The organism is Labilibaculum filiforme (assembly GCF_002843315.1).
In the GTDB taxonomy this organism is placed as follows: domain Bacteria; phylum Bacteroidota; class Bacteroidia; order Bacteroidales; family Marinifilaceae; genus Labilibaculum; species Labilibaculum filiforme.
In genome coordinates this window covers 104545-125400 of record NZ_MVDD01000009.1, presented here as the reverse complement: position 1 = coordinate 125400, position 20856 = coordinate 104545, and the positions used below count along the sequence as shown (strand labels likewise).

Here is a 20856-nt window from a genome sequence, read left to right as displayed (position 1 = left end):
TGAACACTATGAAACTAAAATACATTTACTTACTAGCATTATTAATAGGAATTACACTAGCTTGTCGCGATGATGATTCTATTGAAACAACCAACAACGACGATGAAGAGGACACTGAAGTTATTGTTGACACAGAAACGTATCCTGATTGGACCGACGCTACACACAGCAAGAATGCCGATTTAGACTATTCAATTGTCTTCAATCAAAATGAAGTGTTGCGTTTCGATATTAAAATTGATTCGGACGATTGGTCGGATATGCAATCAGATATATCCTCTAACTTAGGTAGTTCATCCCGTCCAGGGCAAACCTCCACAAGCGATTTCGATCCAATTTGGGTGCCTTGCTCCTTCAACTTTAACGATACAGAATGGTATCATGTTGGCATTCGCTACAAAGGAAACTCCAGCTTACAATCGGCCTATCAATCGGGCAATAAGAAACTTTCTTTTAAACTCGATTTTGATGAGTTCGAAGACGATTACCCTTCTATAAAAAACCAACGTTTTTATGGATTTAAACAATTGAACCTGAACAATAACTTCGACGATTCTTCTTTGATGCGCGAAAAAGTAGCCACAGATCTATTTCGTCAGTTTGGATTAGCAGCTGCAAAAACCACCTTTTGCGTAGTGTATGTTGACAATGGCTCGGGCTCAAAATACTATGGCGTATATACTTTAGTAGAAGAAGTTGACGATACTGTACTAAGCACTCAATTTGCCGATGGATCGGGCAATTTGTACAAACCCGATGGCGATGCAGCATCTTTCGCAAACAATACCTACGACAAAGATGAAATGGAAAAGAAAACCAACGAAGAGGAAGCAGATTATTCGGATGTAAAATCTTTATACACCATTATTAACAGCAGCGACAGAACAAGTAATACTGCTGCTTGGAAAACTAGTTTGGAAAGTGTTTTTAATGTAGATGGTTTCTTAAAGTGGTTAGCAGCCAATACCGTAATCCAAAATTGGGATACTTATGGCAACATGACTCACAACTACTATTTATATAACGACCCAAGCACTAGTCAATTAACCTGGATTCCTTGGGACAATAACGAAGCATTACAATATGGCAAACTATCCGGATCTTTAAGCCTATCCTTAAACGAAGTTAGTAGCTCGTGGCCATTAATTAGATACTTAATTAACGACGATGAATACAAACAAGTATACGAAGACTATCTGCTACAATTTGTAAACGAAGTATTGATTCCAGCCAACATGAGCGAAACTTATTCAACCTATTACAATTTGTTGAAGGATTACGCTTATGCCGAACAATCGGGATATACTTACATCTCCTACGATTCGGAGTTCGACCAAGCTGTAGAAACTCTAAAAACACACGCTCAGACTAGATACGAAGCCGTTATTAATTATTTGAAATAAACCTTTATAATAAAAAAACACATTTAGTTAGCAGGTTAGGTGGCGACATGGATGAGAATCTATTCGCCACCTTTTACATTTTGTAACCACACCTCTCAAATTTATATGCTTTAATTATCTTTAAAATAGAAATAAAATAAACAGCAACATTTTCATCCTTTTTATTAAAAAACAACATTTAACATTAAAAATAAAACACAAAACCAAACTGATTATTATGTATTCGAATTGCAAATAAACATGTCTAAATGATATGTTATCCACCTCTATTCTAGGATTTATAACAGTAACATCTTCCCTATGAAAATATCAAGAACAAAACAATTTTATTTTATCTTCGCCCTGCAAAACATTCTATTCCTCGACAAAACAAAGATGAATAATACGTGTATTGCAACGACAATATTTCAAAGAAAAAAGAGACTGAAGTGATGGAGCTGAAAAATGAAATAGCAGATTATTCGTTCAACCAACAACAAAATAATTATCAAAATATCATCAACTTTGCCCCAGTTGGTTTCTACCAATCGGCACGAGATGGTAAAATTACTATGGCGAATGAAGAATTTGCCTCATTATTTGGTTACACGCAAAAAGAGCTACTTCTTGGCAAAAATATTTCCGATTTTTACTTCGACACAGCAGAACGTGAAAGATTAATTGCAAAGTATGATGTTTCTCCGAAACCAGAAGTAAAAAATATTGAAGTAAAATTCAAAAAAAAGGACGGCACTGCCATTTGGATTTTAATGACTTCCCGAGCCATTAAAAACAAAGAGGGGATCACAAAAAGTTACGACGGTTTTATTATTGATATTACAGACCGTAAAAAAGCCCAAGATCTTCAAGCTGAAAGTGAATTACAATTAGAGACATTTGTAGATGCATCTTCAAGTATGATTTACATTAAAGATGAAAATCAGAAATACCTGAAAGTGAATAAAAGCATTTGTGATTTTTTTAATCAAACAGAAAAGGAAATTAAACACAAAAGCGACGACGAAATTCAGGAAAATCCGTTTGGCAAAGATTTTGGTTCCACCGATAAAAAAGCACTAGTAAACAAGGAAAAAATTGTTGAGATTAAACAATTTGGAAATCATATTTTTGAAATTAATAAATTTCCATTACAAATTGGTAGTAAAATTAGAACCGCGGGTATATTGCGAGACATAACCGAAAGAAAGAAACAGGAAAGTATTCAACACTTTTTATATGAAATTTCAGAATTATCCTTTTCCGAAAACTCTCTCTCCCATTATCTTGGCAAAATTCATCAAGAAATAAAAAAATTCATAAGCGCTGATAATTTTTACGTTGCCATATACGATAATTCAAGCCAAGAATACTCTTTTCCGTATTGTATTGACGCCATTGCTGAATATCCCAAGAATTACACCTCGAAACTAGAAGGTAGCTTAACCAATTTGGTTCGGGAAACCCAAAAAGGAAAAATTATAGTAGGTGAAGATCAAGAGCAAGTGTATGCTGATAATAATGCAGAAGTTATTGAAGAACCTTCGGCAGCATGGATGGGGGCACCAATCATTAACAAACAAACAGAAGAAGTTATTGGTGTTATTGCCGTTCAAGACTATTTGAATTTGAATGCCTACAACGAAGATGATCTGAAAGTATTGGAAATAATTGCTCACAACATCGGCGTTTTTATCAAGCGAGTTGAATACATTGAACTGTTAAAAAGCGCAAAAGAACAGGCTGAAGAAAGCAAATTGGTATACGAATCTCTTTTCAACGAAAACGCATCGGCAATGATACTGGTTGATGCGAAAAATGCGAAAATAGAAGACGCAAACCAATCTGCATGCGATTTTTATGGCTATTCGAAAAAAGAAATTTGCTCCTTATTTCTTAAAGACATTAGTGCTGATAATAAGTCTGCAATTCTGAACGACATTAGCAAAACAAGGCAAAATAAAAAACACAACGCAGAGTACAAGCACAAACTATCCAATAAAAAAATAAAATATGTTGAGGTATTTAGCGGTGAAATCATCCGAAACGGAAAATCGTTTATATACTCCATCATAAATGATATTAGTCATCGAAAAGAAGCCGAATGGGAAATACACCGACTAAACTCCGCGATTAATCAAAGCCTTTCTCCCATTGCAGTTACCGATCTTAATGGCATTATAATTTATGTAAACCCAGGTTACTGTTATAGCTCTGGATACACGCAACAAGAACTCATTGGGCAACCTGCTAGCATCCACAAATCTGGAACAACTGCGCCCGAAGTTTACAAAAATCTTTGGGATACAATTAAATCAGGTAAAGTTTGGAAAGGGGAAATGACAAACAGAAAAAAGAATGGTGAGTTTTATATCGAGCAAGTAAATATTTCTCCTGTTTATAATGATGAAAATATACTATCGAATTACATAAAGGTTTCCAGAGATATTACGGATGATTTAAGAATAAAAGACGAATTAGTACAAGCCAAAGAAAAAGCCGAGGAAAGTGACCGACTTAAATCCGCTTTTTTAATGAATATGAGTCATGAAATTAGAACTCCTATGAATGGAATTCTAGGATTTACCGACCTACTGCAAGATTCCAATTTATCAGGAGAAGAAAGAGACGAGTTCATCGATATTATAAAGCAGAGTGGCGATCGACTTTTGAATACGGTAAACGATCTAATTGATATTTCGATGATAGAAGCGGGACAAATAAAAATCTCGAAAACAAAACTAAACATTAGCAAACAGGTAGAAAATCTGTATCATTTTTTTAAACCCGAAGCGGAAAAAAAAGGACTAAAGTTGGAATTGATTCATCCATCGAAAAACATGGATATGCTTATTGAAACAGACGAAGCAAAATTCGCATCTATTCTCACCAACTTAATTAAAAATGCGATTAAATATTCAAACAAAGGCAACATACAAATTAATTATGAATACCTAGATGGTAAAGAAAACGAGTTTATTAAATTTTCGGTGAAAGATGAAGGTATTGGAATTCCCCCGAACAAAATCGATCGTATTTTTAATCGGTTCGAACAGGCCGATATTGCCAATTCGAAAGTGTACGAAGGATCGGGAATCGGTTTATCGATAGCCAAAGCTTATGTAGAAGCTCTTGGAGGGCAAATTTGGGCAGAATCAGAAAAAGACAAAGGTTCCAACTTCCAATTCACTATCCCAGTAAGTACAACAAAACAAAAACATTCAGTTCCAAAAAACCTACAAAACTAGAAACCTGTGAAAAAAGGAATTAAAATACTAATCGTTGAAGATGAAGAGGACGTTACTTTCTATCTGTCAATTGTGCTTAAGGAGCTTTGCAGGGATATCTTATTTGCCAAAAATGGAGCCGATGCAATTGAATTGGCTCAAAAAAACGCTGATATTGATCTAATTTTAATGGACATCAACATGCCTGAAATGGATGGATTCGAAGCAACCAAAAGAATTCGTGAGTTTAATAAAAACATACCTATAATTGCTCAAACAGCGTATGCATTATCGCACGACAAGGAAAAAATACTCGCCTCGGGTTTCGATAATTACATTTCAAAGCCTTTTAATAAAAATACATTACTCGAAACAATTAAATCACTTAACATATAAACACCAATTCTTTTTTATTTAAATTTAGGTTTATAAAAAAGTTCGCTTCACTTGCATTACGAGATCCTCTAAAAATTCATTATCTCATGATTCAGTTTCTTATTAATCACTTTCAGAAACTAAAATTACATCCTCAATTTCAATTTTTAGCATCCTTTTTTGCCAGTGGTTTATAAAAAAAACTATTTTTATGCCGAAATTGTAAAGATCATGAAAAGAAAATATAAAGTATCGGTTATTCAGCTTAACCTAAATGACAAACCAGAAAACAACCTTAAAAAATGTTTAAGCTGGGTAAGAGAAGCTGCAAAACAAGGAGCAGAAGTAATATCATTACCAGAGCTATACAGCAGTCATTATTTCTGTCAAAGCGAAGATGTAGATAATTTTGCATTGGCAGAACCTCTGTACAGTACCTCATTCACAGCTTTTAGTGCCTTAGCAAAAGAGCTGGGAGTAGTGATTATTGTTCCATTTTTTGAAAAAAGAATGCCAGGCATCTATCACAATAGTGCTTACATTATCGATACCGATGGGTCGGAAGCTGGTTTGTACCGAAAAATGCACATTCCAGATGATCCTCATTTTTACGAAAAATTCTACTTTACCCCTGGCGATTTAGGTTTTAAAAGCATCGCTACTAACAAAGGGAAAATAGGAACTCTAATTTGCTGGGATCAGTGGTATCCCGAAGCGGCAAGATTAACTGCCCTAAAAGGAGCCGAAATCTTATTCTACCCTACTGCAATTGGTTGGGCTCCGCACGAAGTGGAAGAATTTGGCGAAAAACAACACGGCGCCTGGATGAATGTAATGAAAGGACATGCTGTTGCAAATGGAATTTATGTGGCCGCTGCCAACCGTATCGGATTAGAAAAATACGTTCCCGACACCAACGGCATCATTTTTTGGGGAGGCTCCTTTATTGCCGGTCCGCAAGGTGAAATACTAGCGCAGGCTTCGCACGATAAAGAAGAAATACTAATTGCTGAAGTAGATTTGGATTTGCAGGAAAATGTTCGCCAAAACTGGCCATTTTTCAGAGACCGAAGAATTGATGCATTCGGAGAAATTACCAAAAGAGCAATCGATTAGCTATGAGCAAACAAACCAGAAGATTCCCAGCCGAATGGGAAAAACAACAAGGCATTATTCTTTGTTTCCCGCACAACGGGAACGATTGGCCCGGAAAATATCAGGCCATACAATGGGCATTTGTCGAATTTATTAAAAAAGTTGCAACCGTTGAGCAGGTAGTGTTAGTGGTGGCAAACGAAAAAATGGAACAAAAAGTAAGCGATATGCTTGCTACCGCTCACGTAAACATAGCCAATGTTGCTTATGTGTTGCATAAAACCAATCGTAGTTGGATGCGCGACTCGGGACCCATTATTGTAAAAACGGGAACCAAAACAAGAGAAGCAATCAACTTCAACTTTAATGGCTGGGCAAAATATAAAAATTTTCAACTAGACAAACCTGTACCTGAAAAATTGGCTTCCTTTTTAAAGATTCCGATAGCTCGCGCCATGCACAAAGGCAAAGCAGTTGTTTTGGAAGGTGGTGCAATTGATACCAACGGAAAAGGAACGCTATTAACATCGGAGGAATGTTTGCTCGACCCTAAAATTCAGGTTCGCAACCCTGGTTTTACCAAGGCCGATTACGAAGCTGTTTTTAAAGAATACCTGGGCATTACAAACACCATTTGGTTGGGAAATGGAATCAGCGGAGACGATACGCATGGACATATTGATGATTTGTGCCGTTTTGTGAACCCAAATACCATTATTACCGTGGTGGAAACCAATAAAGAGGATGCTAACTACCTGCCTTTACAGGATAACCTAAGCAGACTAAAAAATGCCCGATTAGAAGATGGAAGCGCTCCTACCGTTGTGGAACTGCCAATGCCAGGCAAATTAGAGTTCGATGGAATTAGAATCCCGGCAAGTTATGCCAACTTCTTAATTCTGAATAAATGTGTTTTGGTACCAACTTTTAACGATAGTAAAGACCGTATTGCTTTGCAGATTATCGCAGATTGCTTTCCCGATAGAGAAGTAATCGGCATTAGCGCTATTGATATTATTTGGGGTTTTGGAACCTTACATTGCTTAAGTCAGCAAATTCCGGAATAAATAAGATTCTATCTTACCAAAATATAGAGAAGAAAAATAAAAAAAGGTGCAAGTCAAAACTGAACTGCACCTTTTTCTACTTCTATTCTATTTCTTTTTTTTCTTGGCGGTATATTCGCTCAAATCAATCTTTTTATCGGAGTTTGTATCTTTTTTGGCAAACATTTTCTCCAATTTTTCTTGCGAGAGCTCTACTCCATTTTTATCTTTTTTTCCTTTCATTCCGGTAAGGTATTCTGCCTTATCTAAAAAGCCATCGGAGTTCGCATCCATTTTTGCAAAAACATCCTTCTTTTTAGGTTTCTGATCTTGTGCTTCCACTGGAGCAAAAACCAATAATCCCAAAGCCAACACACTCAATTTTATTAAATTCTGTTTCATTTTTTTTATTTGTTAATTTAACCAATCACTTTTTGTCACCAATTCCCTCTCAGACTAAATAAAAAGGAAATGGTTTAATTCAAAAAGAAGAAATTAATAAAAAAAATGAGTCAACTACTTTGGAACAATAACAACAAACTGCAAACCAATTTTTATAAAATACAGCTACCTAATTTACAGGCAATTCCGCACTTAAAAATCGTAACGAATGCCTGTAAAAACCCCTATGGAATATGGCTTGTAATCGTACTGACTGCTTGTATTAATAGAGTTTAGATAATATTTTACCGATGGTTCGAGTCCAATTTGCAGCTTCGGGCTCAGTCGGTATTCCAAGCCAAAACTAAACTGCGAACTAAAATTAGTGGTACGTATGCCATCAATTTCGCCAATTTTTTTATTCCCCTGCAATTGATCATAAACTCCATTCCCCACAATCATGTTGGCACTTAAACCTCCCGACACAAACATTCCCACTCTTTTTTGAATTAAATTATAGCGCATTAAAAGAGGTATTTCTATCGATTTAAAGTTTTGAATTAAATCATTGGCGGAAGAATACGAACTTCTCACCTCAGTATCCGAAGGCGAGGCCATAAAAGCACCACTTCTCCCACTCAATTTTATAGGACCAGCTGCTGTTTGCGATGGATAGTTCCGCCCTTGAGTTGCAAATGCTTCTTCGGGAACAATATTCGCATCGGTTTGCATTAAAACCCTATCGTTACGCGAGTGAGTGCTCATATCCTGACCAAAACGATTGTACACAATTCCTGTTTGTAAGGCCAATTTATCATTCATTGCATAATTTACTTTCGCTCCTCCTCCCACACTCCAAATTCCTGTTCCTGAATTTCCGCTCTTACTAGTTCCCGAGTAGGAGGAATAGCTCGACGATACTTGCCCAATTAGCGACCATTTATTGTCCTTGTTTTTTTCCTGTCCCAGAAGCTCCATTGCAGCAATATTTTTTTGAATCTGAATTTCATCCGCTAAAAGCGCATAATCTGTTTCCTTACTTAACAAACTGGTATTGGGAATTAGTTGCGTAGGTAGTTTATCGTTTAAATTAAAAAGCTTTTCTACTGCTATCGACTTGCTTTCAACACTCATAAAATCCTGATCTAAAAAGGCTAAATGATTATCTTTCGAAAGAAATTCCTTTCCCAAACTCGGCTTATCTTCTTCCAAAGTATTCGTATTTACCAGACCACCCAACTCACTTTTAATACTTTCGCTGGTGGAACCTTCTTCTTGAATGGGCAATGCTGTTGCCATCTTACGGTTGGGCAACTGACTGGATACATTCCCTTTATTTAATTTTCTCTCCACTGCAATTTGCTTCTCTTTGTTAAGGGGTAATGGTGTGGCCACCTCCAATTCGTTTTCTATTGGCAACCTAGTTTCCGAAAGCGTTTCTAGCTGCATGTTGTAATTGCCTTGTCCCATAAAATAATGGTTGCCAACTGCCAATAAAAGCAAAATACTTGCGGCAATGCCTGTCCACAAGTAAATAACAAGTCGTCGCTTTTTCTTTGCGCCCATTAATTGTCCATTTATTCCTTCCCAAACTTTAGGGCTCGGAGTCGCAGACAGATTTTTTAATCCATCGGCAAAAAGACTATCCATATGTTTGTTGTCCTTTAACATACTCTTAAATTATTCTCTTTCACACCCAAATAATCTCTTACTTTTTGTTTTAGTATTGCCCTGGCCCGTGCTAGGTTCGATTTCGATGTTCCCACCGTAACGTTCATTACTTCGGCAATTTCGTTGTGCGGATATCCATCCAAAACGTACAAACTAAAAACCATTCGGTACCGATCCGGTAGTTCCTGTACCATGTTTAGTAATACATCAATAGAAATTTCCGATTCGGAATAGTTATCATCATCGTCGTCGGTGGCATCCATTGTCTCCTCTACTAATGGTATTTTTTTTGCTTTCCTGAATTTTTCCAGAGCTGTATTTACCATTATTCTCCTCATCCACCCTTCAAACGAACCTTTAAACTGATAGGATTTTATATGCTGAAAAATTTTAATGAACCCATCCTGCAAAGTATCTTCCGCCTCGGCCGAATCTTTAGAATAGCGCAAGCATACCCCTAACATTTTGGGGGCATATTCTACATAAAGGAACTCCTGAGCTTTCGATTTTCCTTTAGTACAATCCTTTATTATTTGATTCAATTGATGGTTTTCCAACGTTTTTATTGGTTTAGCGCAAAATAGACTCACCTGATAGTTGCAGGAACTACCAATAAGTTGCGTTAAAATTACGCTTTTTTTATAGACTGTTGCTCTTCCTTCTCTTTTCAGATCAATAGATACGAACAATCCAAAATTTTTAAGTTAGAAGCAACCAATTTCATTTTTCACCATCAGAGAAATAAATCAACCGAAATATTAATTTATCACCTACAAAAATGAAAAAAATTACAATTAGCCTTCTAGCCTTAAGTCTGCTAGCAATAGTTTCCGCCTGCGACACAAATGATTTTGAAGATCCAGAATTTTATGGCATCGGCGATGTGTTTGTTCGTTGCATTAAAGTTGGCGAGGAAACGCATTATTCTCCTATTTTTTATGCTTCGGCAAATGAGTATTTATCGGAAGTATCGGTAGAAAGTCCTGTGGCAGGTCTACCAAATTACGAATTGAGTGACTATTTCGAAGGAAAAAGTGTATTTAGATTATTGCCCGAACCAAGCACTTACACAAGCACAAATATCGCAAATGGGATTTATAAATTTACATTAACATCTGCAAAACAGGAACGTTTAACCATACAGGATAAACTATTGGATTCGCGAATCGAGCCTATTGTAATTTCCGATTTTACCTACACAAAAGCAGGTCATACTTTTGATATCTCGTGGAACCAATTAGAAAATGCCGATACTTATGTAGTAAAATTAATGACGGAAAAAGACGGCAAAGTTCTTTACATTTCCGATCGTATCACCACCACAAAATATCAGTTTAACGATAACTCTAAAAACTGGACCTATGGCGTTCAATTAAATGCCGGCACCACCTACTGGATTGGTGTATTTGGATACGAATTTGAAAGTGCAAGTACCTCAAACGGCTCCAATATTAACTCCGAAACGGTAGAGTTTAAAGAAATTGTGTGGTAGCACATAAAAAAATCCCGCCTTTCAAACAGAGAGGCGGGATTTTAGTGTTGATCGTTAATTAATTTATAAACCAGAATTAAATCGAGAAACAAATTATGATATAATTCAGAGCCTATTAGAATCCTATTCCAAGAATAAGATTTGCTGTTTCTGCTTGTGGGTTAATACCAACTTTAGCCCAAGCATTTAAAGAAAAATTATCGTTTATTTTGATTTTTCGTGTAGCAGTAGCTCCAATATTTACGAAACCAAAACTCTCTCCGTAAACCTGATTTTCGAAAGGATTCAAACCTGCAAATAAAGAAACAGTTTCTCCTCCAATTTTCACTGGGTAACCAAACTCTACATAAGTAGAATAATTCTGATCACCGTCTGCATCTAAATCGCGACCATATAACATAGTAGCTACACTAACACTTAAAGGAAATTGCTCGGTAAAATAGAAATTAAAACTCGCATCAATTAAGTGATTAGTTGTCTTTTTGTCTAAATCTAAATAGTTGTAATCATCAATAGAAGCTCTGTCTCGGTTAGCAAACAGATCCCAAATATCAATATTGAAATGATCACTAAACTTATATCCTACGTGGAAATCGAACTCCGAATAAGTATTATCGAATGAATATCCACCCCAAGCTCCAAATGTGAAATTATTATTGGTATAAACAGCATCCATTTCGAAGTTGGCTGTATTACTTACCATGATACCTCTCCAGTAGTGACGAGTGGTTACCGATGGACTAACTGTTACTTTACCTTGTGCGTTCACAGAAAGGTTCGAAGCCATTATAATAACGAGAACTAATAGCGTTGCTATTTTAAATGTAATTTTTTTCATCTGATTTAAGATTAGATTCTAAAGAGATTTAAAACAAGTGGCTTTAAATCTCTTTAGTAGTTTAAATGTAGTAGTTAGTTAAATAAGGTAATTAGGTAACACGATTGCGAGGATAAATACATGAATAACACGGCTGCCAAAATTGCTCCTACAATAGGGGCAATGATAGGAATTAAAGCATATCCCCAATCACTTGTTCCTTTGTTCTTCATAGGAAGAATAGCGTGCATAATTCTTGGACCCAAATCTCGGGCAGGGTTAATAGCATAACCTGTAGTTCCTCCTAGCGAAAGACCAATAGCTACCACCAATAAAGCAACTGGTAAAGCTCCTAAAGTTCCCAAGCCAATCTTGGCATGTTCAATACCTTCACCGGCTAATGATGGTCCTACCAAATAAAAGATGACAAAAACCAATACAAAAGTTCCAATAATTTCACTGATAGCATTACTTGCAAAGTTACGAATTGCTGGTCCTGTAGAGTAACAAGCTAGTTTAGCTCCACCATCTTCTGTTTCATTAAAATGATCGCGATACATTAACCAAACAAGGAAAGCACCCATTGCTGCACCTAGTATTTGAGCAATAATAAAAAGAGCTACTTTCGACCATGCAAATATACCAGCAACAGCTAGTCCAATGGTTACAGCAGGATTAAGATGTGCACCAGACACTGGGCCTGCAACAGCTACTCCAACAAAAACTGCTAATCCCCAACCCATAGTGATTACAATCCAACCACCGTTATTTCCTTTTGTTTTATTTAATACAACGTTTGCTACAACTCCGTTACCAAGTAAAATAAGTAGCATTGTTCCTAAAAATTCTGCAATAATTTCACACATAATAAAAAATATTAAACGATTTTACTTACAAAAAATAGATCTACCAGATAGTTTCATTCCTTTTCAATCAATCACCTCCCTATCTGGTAGTATTCAAATAATTTTCTAATAATTAAGCTTAAATATCCCAGTTTTTAGAACGTCCTAAGGCTTTATCCCAACCAGAAAGTAATCTTGCTGATTCTTCTTTAGCCATTGTAGGTTCGAATTTGCGATCCATTTGCCACTGATTCTTGATATCATCTACACCATCCCAGTATCCAACAGCTAAACCAGCTAAATAAGCTGCACCAAGAGCAGTTGTTTCAAGAGTTTTAGGACGATATACCGGAGCATCCAATACATCCGACTGGAATTGCATTAACAAGTTGTTAATCGCTGCGCCACCATCAACACGAAGTTCTCTAATCTCGATTCCAGCATCGGCTTCCATTGCTTTCAATACGTCTCTTACTTGGAACGCGATTCCTTCCAAAGCTGCTCTTGCGATGTGTGCCGCAGTTGAACCTCTGGTTAAACCAACAATGGTTCCTCTTGCATATTGATCCCAATGCGGAGCTCCTAAACCAGTAAGAGCAGGAACCATAAATACGCCACCATTATCATTTACAGAAGTAGCTAAAGCTTCCACATCGGCTGATGATTTTATAATTCCCAATCCGTCGCGCAACCATTGTACAATTGCACCCCCCATAAAAATACTTCCTTCTAAGCAGTAAGTAGTTTCGCCATTAATTTGCCATCCAATAGTAGTTAACAAATTATTATTCGATTTTACCGGCTTATTTCCAGTATTACAAAGCATGAAACAACCTGTACCATAAGTATTCTTCACCGAACCTGGCTCAATACACATTTGTCCGAAAGTTGCAGCTTGCTGATCGCCAGCGATACCCGCGATAGGTACCTTATGAGCAAATAATGTAGAGGTTGTATATCCATAAACTTCCGAAGAAGATTTTACCTCTGGCAACATACTGGCAGGAATAGTTAAAAGCTCTAACATTTCTTTATCCCACTCTAAATTCTTGATATTATAAAGAAGAGTTCTACTTGCGTTAGATACATCAGTAACGTGAACTGCACCTTTCGTCAATTTCCAAATTAACCAGCTATCAATAGTACCAAATGCTAATTTACCAGCTTCCGCTTTTTCACGAGCACCTTTTACATTATCCAGAATCCATTTTACTTTAGTTCCTGAGAAGTAGGAATCAATAATCAATCCTGTTTTATCCTGAATCATATCAGCATGACCTTCTGCTTTTAATTGGTCACAATATTTCGATGTTCTTCTGTCCTGCCAAACGATTGCATTGTAAACCGGTTCTCCAGTTTCACGATCCCAAACAACAGTTGTCTCTCTCTGATTTGTGATACCAATACTTGCAATACTTTTTCCATCAACACCTGCACGCGAAATAGCTTCTGCAGCAACACCTGCCTGAGTAAACCAAATTTCGTTTGCATCGTGTTCTACCCATCCTGGCTTAGGAAAAATTTGAGTAAACTCTTTTTGTGCAGTACTAATCATTTCCCCTTTTTTGTTGAAAACGATCGCACGGGAACTTGTTGTTCCCTGGTCTAGTGCTAAAATAAACTTGTCATTCATATTAAATCTAATTTTGGGTTATTGTATTTTATATATGTTTTGATTTTATTTCCCTGCTTAATTTTTCAATCATTTATATCGTTTGCATCCTTTGCAAAAAAAATATAAGAATCCTAATACACCTTATAAATTAAGATATTGTACCTATCGTGCTAAATTATTTATCCTCTAAACAAGCTTGCACTGTTATCGGTCTTTACTACAAAAATTCTTTTTTTTTAATTACAAATCACTATTTGTAATCGATTGCGAGCACCCTGTAAAAAAAAATATTTTCCTAAACCTATTCTTTCTTTCTCAACCTTTCAATTCAAGTTTACACTTGATGCTTTAGAGATTGGAAGGTTGGCAATTTATTAACCACCAACCTTCCTGGTGTAAAATGTAAGTCGATTTGTGCTAAGTTAATTTTGTGCCAAAAACTAACTGATTAATATTATTATAACTAACAAATACGGTAGTACTTATAATTCTTAAATACTGCTCTATCCTTGTTTCTCAACACAAATCCACTTTTTCAATTACTAACTACTGTAATATATATCGAGATGCTAACTCCTTGTATTCTTTCACTTGATTTTCTTCCCACTGTTTATCGTAACCTAATTCTTTGGCCAATAAGCTTGCAACTTTAGGTGCCATTGCAATACTTTCTTTTGCATCTAACAGCAAACACCTTGTTCTTCTAGATAAAATATCTTCTACAGTTCGTGCCATTTCATATCTTGCTCCCCAAACTACCTGAGCATTAATCACCTTCAGTTTTTCACTCAAGAATTGATCTAAGCCTTCTTCTTTTTTAGCAAGATTTACTATTTTCTCCTCATCAGAACCATAGAAATACATTGGATTATTCAAATCTACATTGTTCTTATATCCGTGTATTTTCAAGTTTCGGGTAATCGATTTCTTTTCTGGAAAATTCCCTGTCTTAGTAACTGTATCAATAACATCTTCGGCCATTTGACGATAAGTAGTCCACTTACCTCCTGTGATAGTAACCATTCCTGATTTGGAAACTACAATTTTATGTCCTCTCGAAATCTCTTTGGTTTTTTTACCTTCACCTGTAGGTGCTGCTAAAGGTCTTAATCCGGCAAATACACTTTTCACATCCGATCGTTTCGGTGCCTTTGCCAGGAATCGGCCTGCTGTTTCTAAAATAAAGTTTACTTCTTCCTCCAAAGCTCGTGGCTCCAACTCTGCAGTTTCCTTAGAAACATCTGTTGTTCCAACCACCACTTTACCATGCCAAGGCACTGCAAACAATACACGACCGTCTGATGTTTTTGGAATCATTATTGCATGATCTCCTGGCACAAATTCTTTATCCAATACCAAATGAACTCCCTGACTAACTTTTACTATATCACGAGCTTTTGGCTCATCCATCTTAATAATTTCATCAACAAATACACCAGTTGCATTTAAAATCACTTTTGCTTCTAAAGTGTATTTCGATCCCGTTTCCAAATCGGTTGCCAATACAGCAGTTACTTTATCGTTGGTTTTCTTTAATCCGTCAACTTTCATGTAATTTAAAGCAACGCCTCCATTCTCTACAAATGTCTGACACAAATTAATTGCCAATCGTGCGTCATCAAACTGACCATCGTGATAAATAACACCACCACAAAGATTTTTTTGCTGTAAAGTTGGTATATATTTTAAGGTACGCTTCTTTGAAAACGGTAATGAGCGACCATAACTTAACTTTCCTGCCATTAAATCATACAAAGTAAGACCAATGGTATAGTAAGGTGTTCCCCACCAGGTATAGTTTGGAATAATAAACGATTGATCTTTCACAAGATGCGGAGCATTTTGCTTCATCAAGCCTCTCTCTCGAAGTGCTTCCAACACAAGTGAGATATTTCCCTGTGCTAAATAACGAACTCCTCCGTGCACCAATTTGGTACTTCTGCTCGATGTTCCTTTTGCGAAATCACCTTGCTCTAAAAGCAAAGTTTTAAAACCTCTTGTAGTTGATTCGATTGCTGCACCTAAACCGGAAGCACCACCTCCTACAATAATTACATCCCACTTTTGATCTACTTTCTCAATCTCTCTAATCATTCCTTCTCTTTCCATGGCGATTCAATAAATAGTTTATGCTTCAATTCAACTATTAAAGTTCTTTTTCCCAAAATTCCCAAATACTTCCATACACATTTTCCTCATCCCGAACACAGTTGTTTTTTTGCAGCGCCAAAATGTCGAGAAAAAAGTCGTACAGGCGATTGCCTACTTCTAAATCAAATCTCTGATCTTCCATTGCTAATAATTTTTTCAATTAAAAATTAAATCCGTATACACAGTACATAGCATAACTATGTTCTTAGTGAAAAAAATTGGAAGTATTACTTCCTTCAGATTATTAACGAAATATGAACCTTTTCAAACCCTTTAATAAATCCTTCCTTACAAAGCTAAATAAAATACTTAGCTTTGCAAGGTATGTAGTATTGAATTAGTTAATTTTTATTTAGTCTAAGTTCCTGTTTTGCCATTAATACATTCAACAACAACAACTTACACGTATTGATGAATGTTTTAACTTTTAAAAATAAAAAAATAAAACGTTTGCAAACAAGAAAGCCGTACTGATTAGGTACGGCTTTATTATCGAATAGAATAGTAATCTTACTCGTCTGCATCAATCCAATTTAAGGAACGGCCTACAGCTTTATTCCAATATTTTTTATGGTGTGCAACCTGATCTTTATCCATTAAAACATGAAATTCCTTAGCAATTTTCCAATGCTCTCTAATTTCTTCGGTATTCTTCCAGAAACCAACTCCTAATCCTGCCAAATAAGCAGCACCTAAAGCGGCAATCTCCTTAATTTTAGGTTGAACCACAGGAATATCGTAAAAATCAGCCTGATATTGAAGTAAGGTATTATTTACCATAGTACCACCAGCCCTAAGTTGTTTAAATTTCATTCCAGAATCTGCTTCCATAGCTTTCAGTACATCTGCCGATCGGTGAGCAATTGATTCTAATGATGCTCTGGCAATATGACCAATACTTGTTCCCATATTTAGTCCCCAAAAGGTTCCTCTGGCATACTGATCCCAATAAGGAGCTCCTAAACCTGTAAAAGCAGGTACAATATAAATACCTCCATTATCCTTCTCGGTAAGCGCAAGTGTTTCAATTTCCTCGGTAGAATGAATCAATCCGAGACCATCGCGAAGCCATTGCACAACAGCACCACCAATAAAAACGCTTCCTTCGAGTGCATAGGTAACTTTATCTCCAATACTCCATGCAATTGTGGTTATCAAATCATTTTTTGATTCCACAGGCTGATCTCCGGTATTCATTAATATAAAACAACCTGTATTGTAGGTGTTTTTTACCATTCCCTTCTCAAAACAAACTTGTCCAAATAAAGCTGCTTGCTGATCTCCACAAATACCAGAAATTGGAATATCATCACCAAACATAGATCTTTTAGTATTACCATACACTTCACTCGACGAGCATACTTTTGGTAGTATAGAAGCGGGAATGTTCATGATATCCAATATTTCCTGATCCCATTCCAGTTTATGAATATTATAAAGCATGGTACGACTTGCGTTAGACACATCCGTAACGTGTTTTTCTCCTTTGGTAAGCTTCCAGATCAACCAACTATCAACAGTACCGAATGCAAGTTCTCCTTTTTCTGCCTTTTCTCTTGCACCCTCCACATTATCCAGAATCCATTTAATTTTTGTGGCGGAAAAGAAGGCATCAAGAATTAAACCAGTCTTTGATTTTATTAAAGAAGCATAACCTCTTTTTTTCAGGTCATCACAAATATGCGAAGTACGCTTATCCTGCCATACAATTGCATTGTAAATAGGCTGACCAGTTTCCCGATCCCATATAATAGTAGTTTCTCTTTGATTTGTAATCCCGATTCCTGCAATATCGGCACCAGTTAGTCCTGCTTTGGCAAGCACTTCCTCTGCAACCGATGCCTGAGAATACCAAATTTCCTTGGCATCCTGTTCAATCCAACCTGGCTTAGGATAATACTGTTCATATTCTTTTTGAACTAGAGAAACAATCTCGCCATCCTTATTAAATATTATTGCCTTTGATACTGAGGTTCCTTGATCCAAGGATAAAATATACTTCTTCATCACCTTTTACTCCTTATGAATTTCTGGTTATTTAAACACTCTCTTTTATCCTCTCAATCGAAAAGTTTAAAGAATCTACATATTCCCTCATCACTGATAGATGAGCGGTACCCTCCTCGGTAAGTTTATAATACTTTCGAGGAATACCTGTATCCATTTCAGCCCATTCCGAGGTCACCAAATTTTCTTTCTTCAGTCGATTCAACAAAGGATAAATAGTACCCTCGGCTATTTCGAGTGAAGTAAATTGATTCATCTCACTAATTAGCTCGTATCCATAGCATGGTCTAGACCGCAATAATAGCAGGATTATATACTCGAGAAGTCCTTTTTTAAATTGCGACTTCCACTTCGTAATAAAATATAAATTTATTTCTTCATTCATCGTTTAACAAACATATATAAAAACACCTAGTTTTACAAGACACTATGCATCATGTTAATTCTGTATATTAAATATTATCGTAAGGAAACCTCTATTCGGAATTTTGGTGTGTATTGTTCCTCCGATAAATTTCTTAGGTCAACTTTCCTCATTTCAAATGATTCACTTTTCACCAATAAGCTATCTGTGAGGTAATTCGAAAGCATACTATTTCTCTTTTCATAAAGATTATTAAATAATAAACTTAATTCCTGCGCCCCTACTACAGCCATACAGTTATCCGAAACGGATTTGTCTATATTTGAATTTATCTGGCTAAAGATATACGTTCTAAATTCAAAACTACTATCGGCCCATGTTAATAATTGATCGTCCTCGATCTTATTCTCCATTGCATTAGACTGAAAAAACCGATTTGCACATTCTCTAACTGCAAGTAAAATCTTTTCATTTTCAATATCTGTCTCCTGCGAAAAGGAAAATTTCAAATCTGGTTTTTTCACCAATATATCGGCGATATTTTGCAATGTTTTCATTTGACTAAGATCTAAGCTATCTTGTAAAAAATGAAAAGGTACTTTTTCGATACTTTCCGGATTCGATCCAACTAAATTACCCAATACTCCAAATGGTTGAGCTGCCGTTTTTACCAAAAAGTTCATTAAGGTTTTCCAGATAATTTTCCCCACCCGAAATTCCGGTTCTTTTGGATTTCCGGACACTGGCAAATCAAATTTTATCAAATCATTCTTATCCTTTAGTAAATACAAAGCTAAACGAACCGGAGCTTTAATTGGATTGGGATCCTTCGTCTTCTCTCCAAATTCAAATTCCGAAATTTTTAATTGATTCTGATTTGTTAATGCGTTAGCAGACATATTTATACTGCAGGTATAATTAAACTCTCCTTGAATAATTGGTCTGGCAATATAAAATTCGGTATAAGGCGAAAAACTCATTAAATCGAGACGTTCAACATCACCCTTTAAATGAAATTCATAAACATCTTTTATGCTAAAGCTTGCAAGTCCAGCAGATTTTCCTCCATCATTTAAATTCAACGAATATACTACAGGAATCTTTAAAGCCTCTGCATTAATAGTTCCCATATCCACATCGATATTGTTTAAATCGTAAACAAATTTCCGATTTAACGTATAATCGACAAATCGCACCACACCTCTTCGAAGAGATAGAGTATCAATCTGATAAAAGAGGGAATCAGACTCTTCTTCGGCAATCGTTGCTGAGGCAATAGAATCAGCAAGTAAATATGGCTGAAAAATAGTTTCAAAATTGCTCTTTTTAGGATACAAGGAAGCATACAACACCAAAGAGTCCATTTCAATAGCCCGAATTTTATAGTAGGAAGATCCGACATGAATAGAATCCAAATTAACTTTTGCCGATTTAGCTGCCAAAAACGGACTTCCTCCAGCATCACTAACCGAAAAATTATTTAAGGTGGAATTCCCTAGAACAAACACATCCAAAAAATCATTCATACTGCCATTAACAGTAAGCTTTGTATCCAAATATCCCTCTAAATTTGATACTAGCATATAATCCTTTAAATAAGGCATAAAAGGACTTATATCAAGAGATTTTGCACCTAATTTAATAGTATATCGTTCTAAGAAATGATCTACGTCAGCATCAATAGATACTTCCCCATTTTTTCCTATTGAGAAATTAACACCCATTTCAGATTTCTCATTATTCCAAGCAATTACGGGTAATTCAATATTAATATCCTTCAGATCTATTTTATTATTATTTTCTTGATCTAGATAATTAACAGATCCATCTTTAATTTTTATATCACGAATCTCGAACTTTACAGTTTGTTTTTCCTCATTTAAATTGGTTGAATCAATCGCTTCGCTTTCCTCCACTAACAAATCGCTAAAATTAAAACTATCTAAATTCTTTACTACCGTTACATTTAATCCATCCAAATAAATTTCACTAACCGAATATTCCCCCGAAAATAATTTCCAAGGATTAATATTCACATACAACTCATCGAAAGAAATAAACTTAGCACTTTGATCTAATTCATACAAGCTAAATCCCTTTACCCTTGCAGCAAGCTTCGCGTAATTAAAATGAAGTTCTGCAATTTCAATTTTTCGACCAATTAATTCTTCCGAATTATCATTGATCCAATATTTAACTATTGTGGATAGCATCAAAAAAATAAAAAACAGCACAACCACAATGGAGCTTAGTATAATTTTTCCCTTTGTAAGTTTCATCATAATATCATTAAAAATTTACCAACAAAAATAGAAAATACATTTTGCGATACTACATCTAATCCTACTTATCTGCTATTAGTAACCCAAAAAAAAAGGGAAGCTTTCGCCT

At 35.9% G+C, this 20856-nt stretch carries 17 protein-coding genes; 6 read left to right on the top strand and 11 right to left on the bottom strand.

Annotated elements, in window-relative coordinates; genetic code table 11:
• Window positions 1-8 precede the first annotated feature (8 nt).
• The 5 genes from BZG02_RS13410 to BZG02_RS13390 all read left to right on the top strand — a co-directional run bounded on the left by BZG02_RS13410 (window position 9) and on the right by BZG02_RS13390 (window position 7143).
• Entirely contained in the window at window positions 9-1403 is a 1395-nt protein-coding gene (locus BZG02_RS13410; protein WP_101261950.1) for a CotH kinase family protein, read from the top strand.
• A 431-nt stretch (window positions 1404-1834) separates the two neighbouring features.
• Entirely contained in the window at window positions 1835-4627 is a 2793-nt protein-coding gene (locus BZG02_RS13405) for a PAS domain S-box protein (RefSeq protein ID WP_101261949.1), read from the top strand.
• Window positions 4628-4633: 6 nt separating this feature from the next.
• Entirely contained in the window at window positions 4634-5002 is a 369-nt protein-coding gene (locus tag BZG02_RS13400) for a response regulator (protein WP_101261948.1), read from the top strand.
• Between the two features lie 210 nt (window positions 5003-5212).
• On the top strand, window positions 5213-6097 hold the full coding sequence (locus BZG02_RS13395) for a carbon-nitrogen hydrolase (protein ID WP_143470472.1): 885 nt from the start codon (window positions 5213-5215) through the stop codon (window positions 6095-6097).
• A gap of 2 nt (window positions 6098-6099) precedes the next feature.
• Window positions 6100-7143, top strand: coding sequence for an agmatine deiminase family protein (locus BZG02_RS13390; protein ID WP_101261947.1), 1044 nt, complete (start codon window positions 6100-6102; stop codon window positions 7141-7143).
• Window positions 7144-7230: 87 nt separating this feature from the next.
• Here the strand turns inward: BZG02_RS13390 and BZG02_RS13385 are convergent, their stop codons facing one another.
• The 3 genes from BZG02_RS13385 to BZG02_RS13375 form a co-directional block, all read right to left on the bottom strand.
• Window positions 7231-7524: an EF-hand domain-containing protein gene (locus tag BZG02_RS13385; protein WP_101261946.1), complete on the bottom strand. Its 294-nt coding sequence runs from the start codon at window positions 7522-7524 to the stop codon at window positions 7231-7233.
• 192 nt (window positions 7525-7716) lie between these two features.
• Window positions 7717-9174 (bottom strand): outer membrane beta-barrel protein, encoded by a 1458-nt coding sequence (locus BZG02_RS13380; RefSeq protein ID WP_101261945.1) that lies wholly within the window; start codon window positions 9172-9174, stop codon window positions 7717-7719.
• Window positions 9168-9863 carry an RNA polymerase sigma factor gene (locus BZG02_RS13375; protein ID WP_245868096.1) on the bottom strand — a complete coding sequence of 232 codons (696 nt, stop codon included), beginning with the start codon at window positions 9861-9863 and terminating at the stop codon, window positions 9168-9170. The genes BZG02_RS13380 and BZG02_RS13375 overlap by 7 nt, the downstream gene beginning before the upstream one ends.
• An 89-nt stretch (window positions 9864-9952) precedes the next feature.
• On the opposite strand from BZG02_RS13375, the gene BZG02_RS13370 reads away from it, so the two are divergent.
• Window positions 9953-10666, top strand: a complete 714-nt coding sequence (locus BZG02_RS13370) for a hypothetical protein (RefSeq protein WP_101261944.1) — start codon at window positions 9953-9955, stop codon at window positions 10664-10666.
• Window positions 10667-10781: 115 nt separating this feature from the next.
• Here the strand turns inward: BZG02_RS13370 and BZG02_RS13365 are convergent, their stop codons facing one another.
• From BZG02_RS13365 to BZG02_RS13335, 8 genes are all read right to left on the bottom strand, one after another.
• Window positions 10782-11504: a hypothetical protein gene (locus BZG02_RS13365; RefSeq protein WP_143470471.1), complete on the bottom strand. Its 723-nt coding sequence runs from the start codon at window positions 11502-11504 to the stop codon at window positions 10782-10784.
• A 74-nt stretch (window positions 11505-11578) separates the two neighbouring features.
• Window positions 11579-12349 (bottom strand): MIP/aquaporin family protein, encoded by a 771-nt coding sequence (locus BZG02_RS13360; RefSeq protein WP_101261942.1) that lies wholly within the window; start codon window positions 12347-12349, stop codon window positions 11579-11581.
• Window positions 12350-12467: 118 nt separating this feature from the next.
• Window positions 12468-13961, bottom strand: a complete 1494-nt coding sequence (glpK, locus tag BZG02_RS13355; protein ID WP_101261941.1) for a glycerol kinase GlpK — start codon at window positions 13959-13961, stop codon at window positions 12468-12470.
• 528 nt (window positions 13962-14489) lie between these two features.
• A complete protein-coding gene (locus BZG02_RS13350) occupies window positions 14490-16052 on the bottom strand; it encodes a glycerol-3-phosphate dehydrogenase/oxidase (protein ID WP_101261940.1) in 1563 nt (520 codons plus the stop codon).
• A 37-nt stretch (window positions 16053-16089) separates the two neighbouring features.
• Entirely contained in the window at window positions 16090-16236 is a 147-nt protein-coding gene (locus tag BZG02_RS20845) for a hypothetical protein (RefSeq protein WP_180335724.1), read from the bottom strand.
• A 368-nt stretch (window positions 16237-16604) separates the two neighbouring features.
• The gene (glpK, locus tag BZG02_RS13345) at window positions 16605-18101 is read right to left on the bottom strand and encodes a glycerol kinase GlpK (RefSeq protein ID WP_180335723.1); all 1497 of its coding nucleotides are present in this window, start codon (window positions 18099-18101) and stop codon (window positions 16605-16607) included.
• A gap of 31 nt (window positions 18102-18132) precedes the next feature.
• Window positions 18133-18486: a PadR family transcriptional regulator gene (locus tag BZG02_RS13340; RefSeq protein WP_101261938.1), complete on the bottom strand. Its 354-nt coding sequence runs from the start codon at window positions 18484-18486 to the stop codon at window positions 18133-18135.
• Window positions 18487-18560: 74 nt separating this feature from the next.
• Window positions 18561-20747 carry a DUF748 domain-containing protein gene (locus tag BZG02_RS13335; RefSeq protein ID WP_101261937.1) on the bottom strand — a complete coding sequence of 729 codons (2187 nt, stop codon included), beginning with the start codon at window positions 20745-20747 and terminating at the stop codon, window positions 18561-18563.
• Window positions 20748-20856 lie beyond the last annotated feature (109 nt).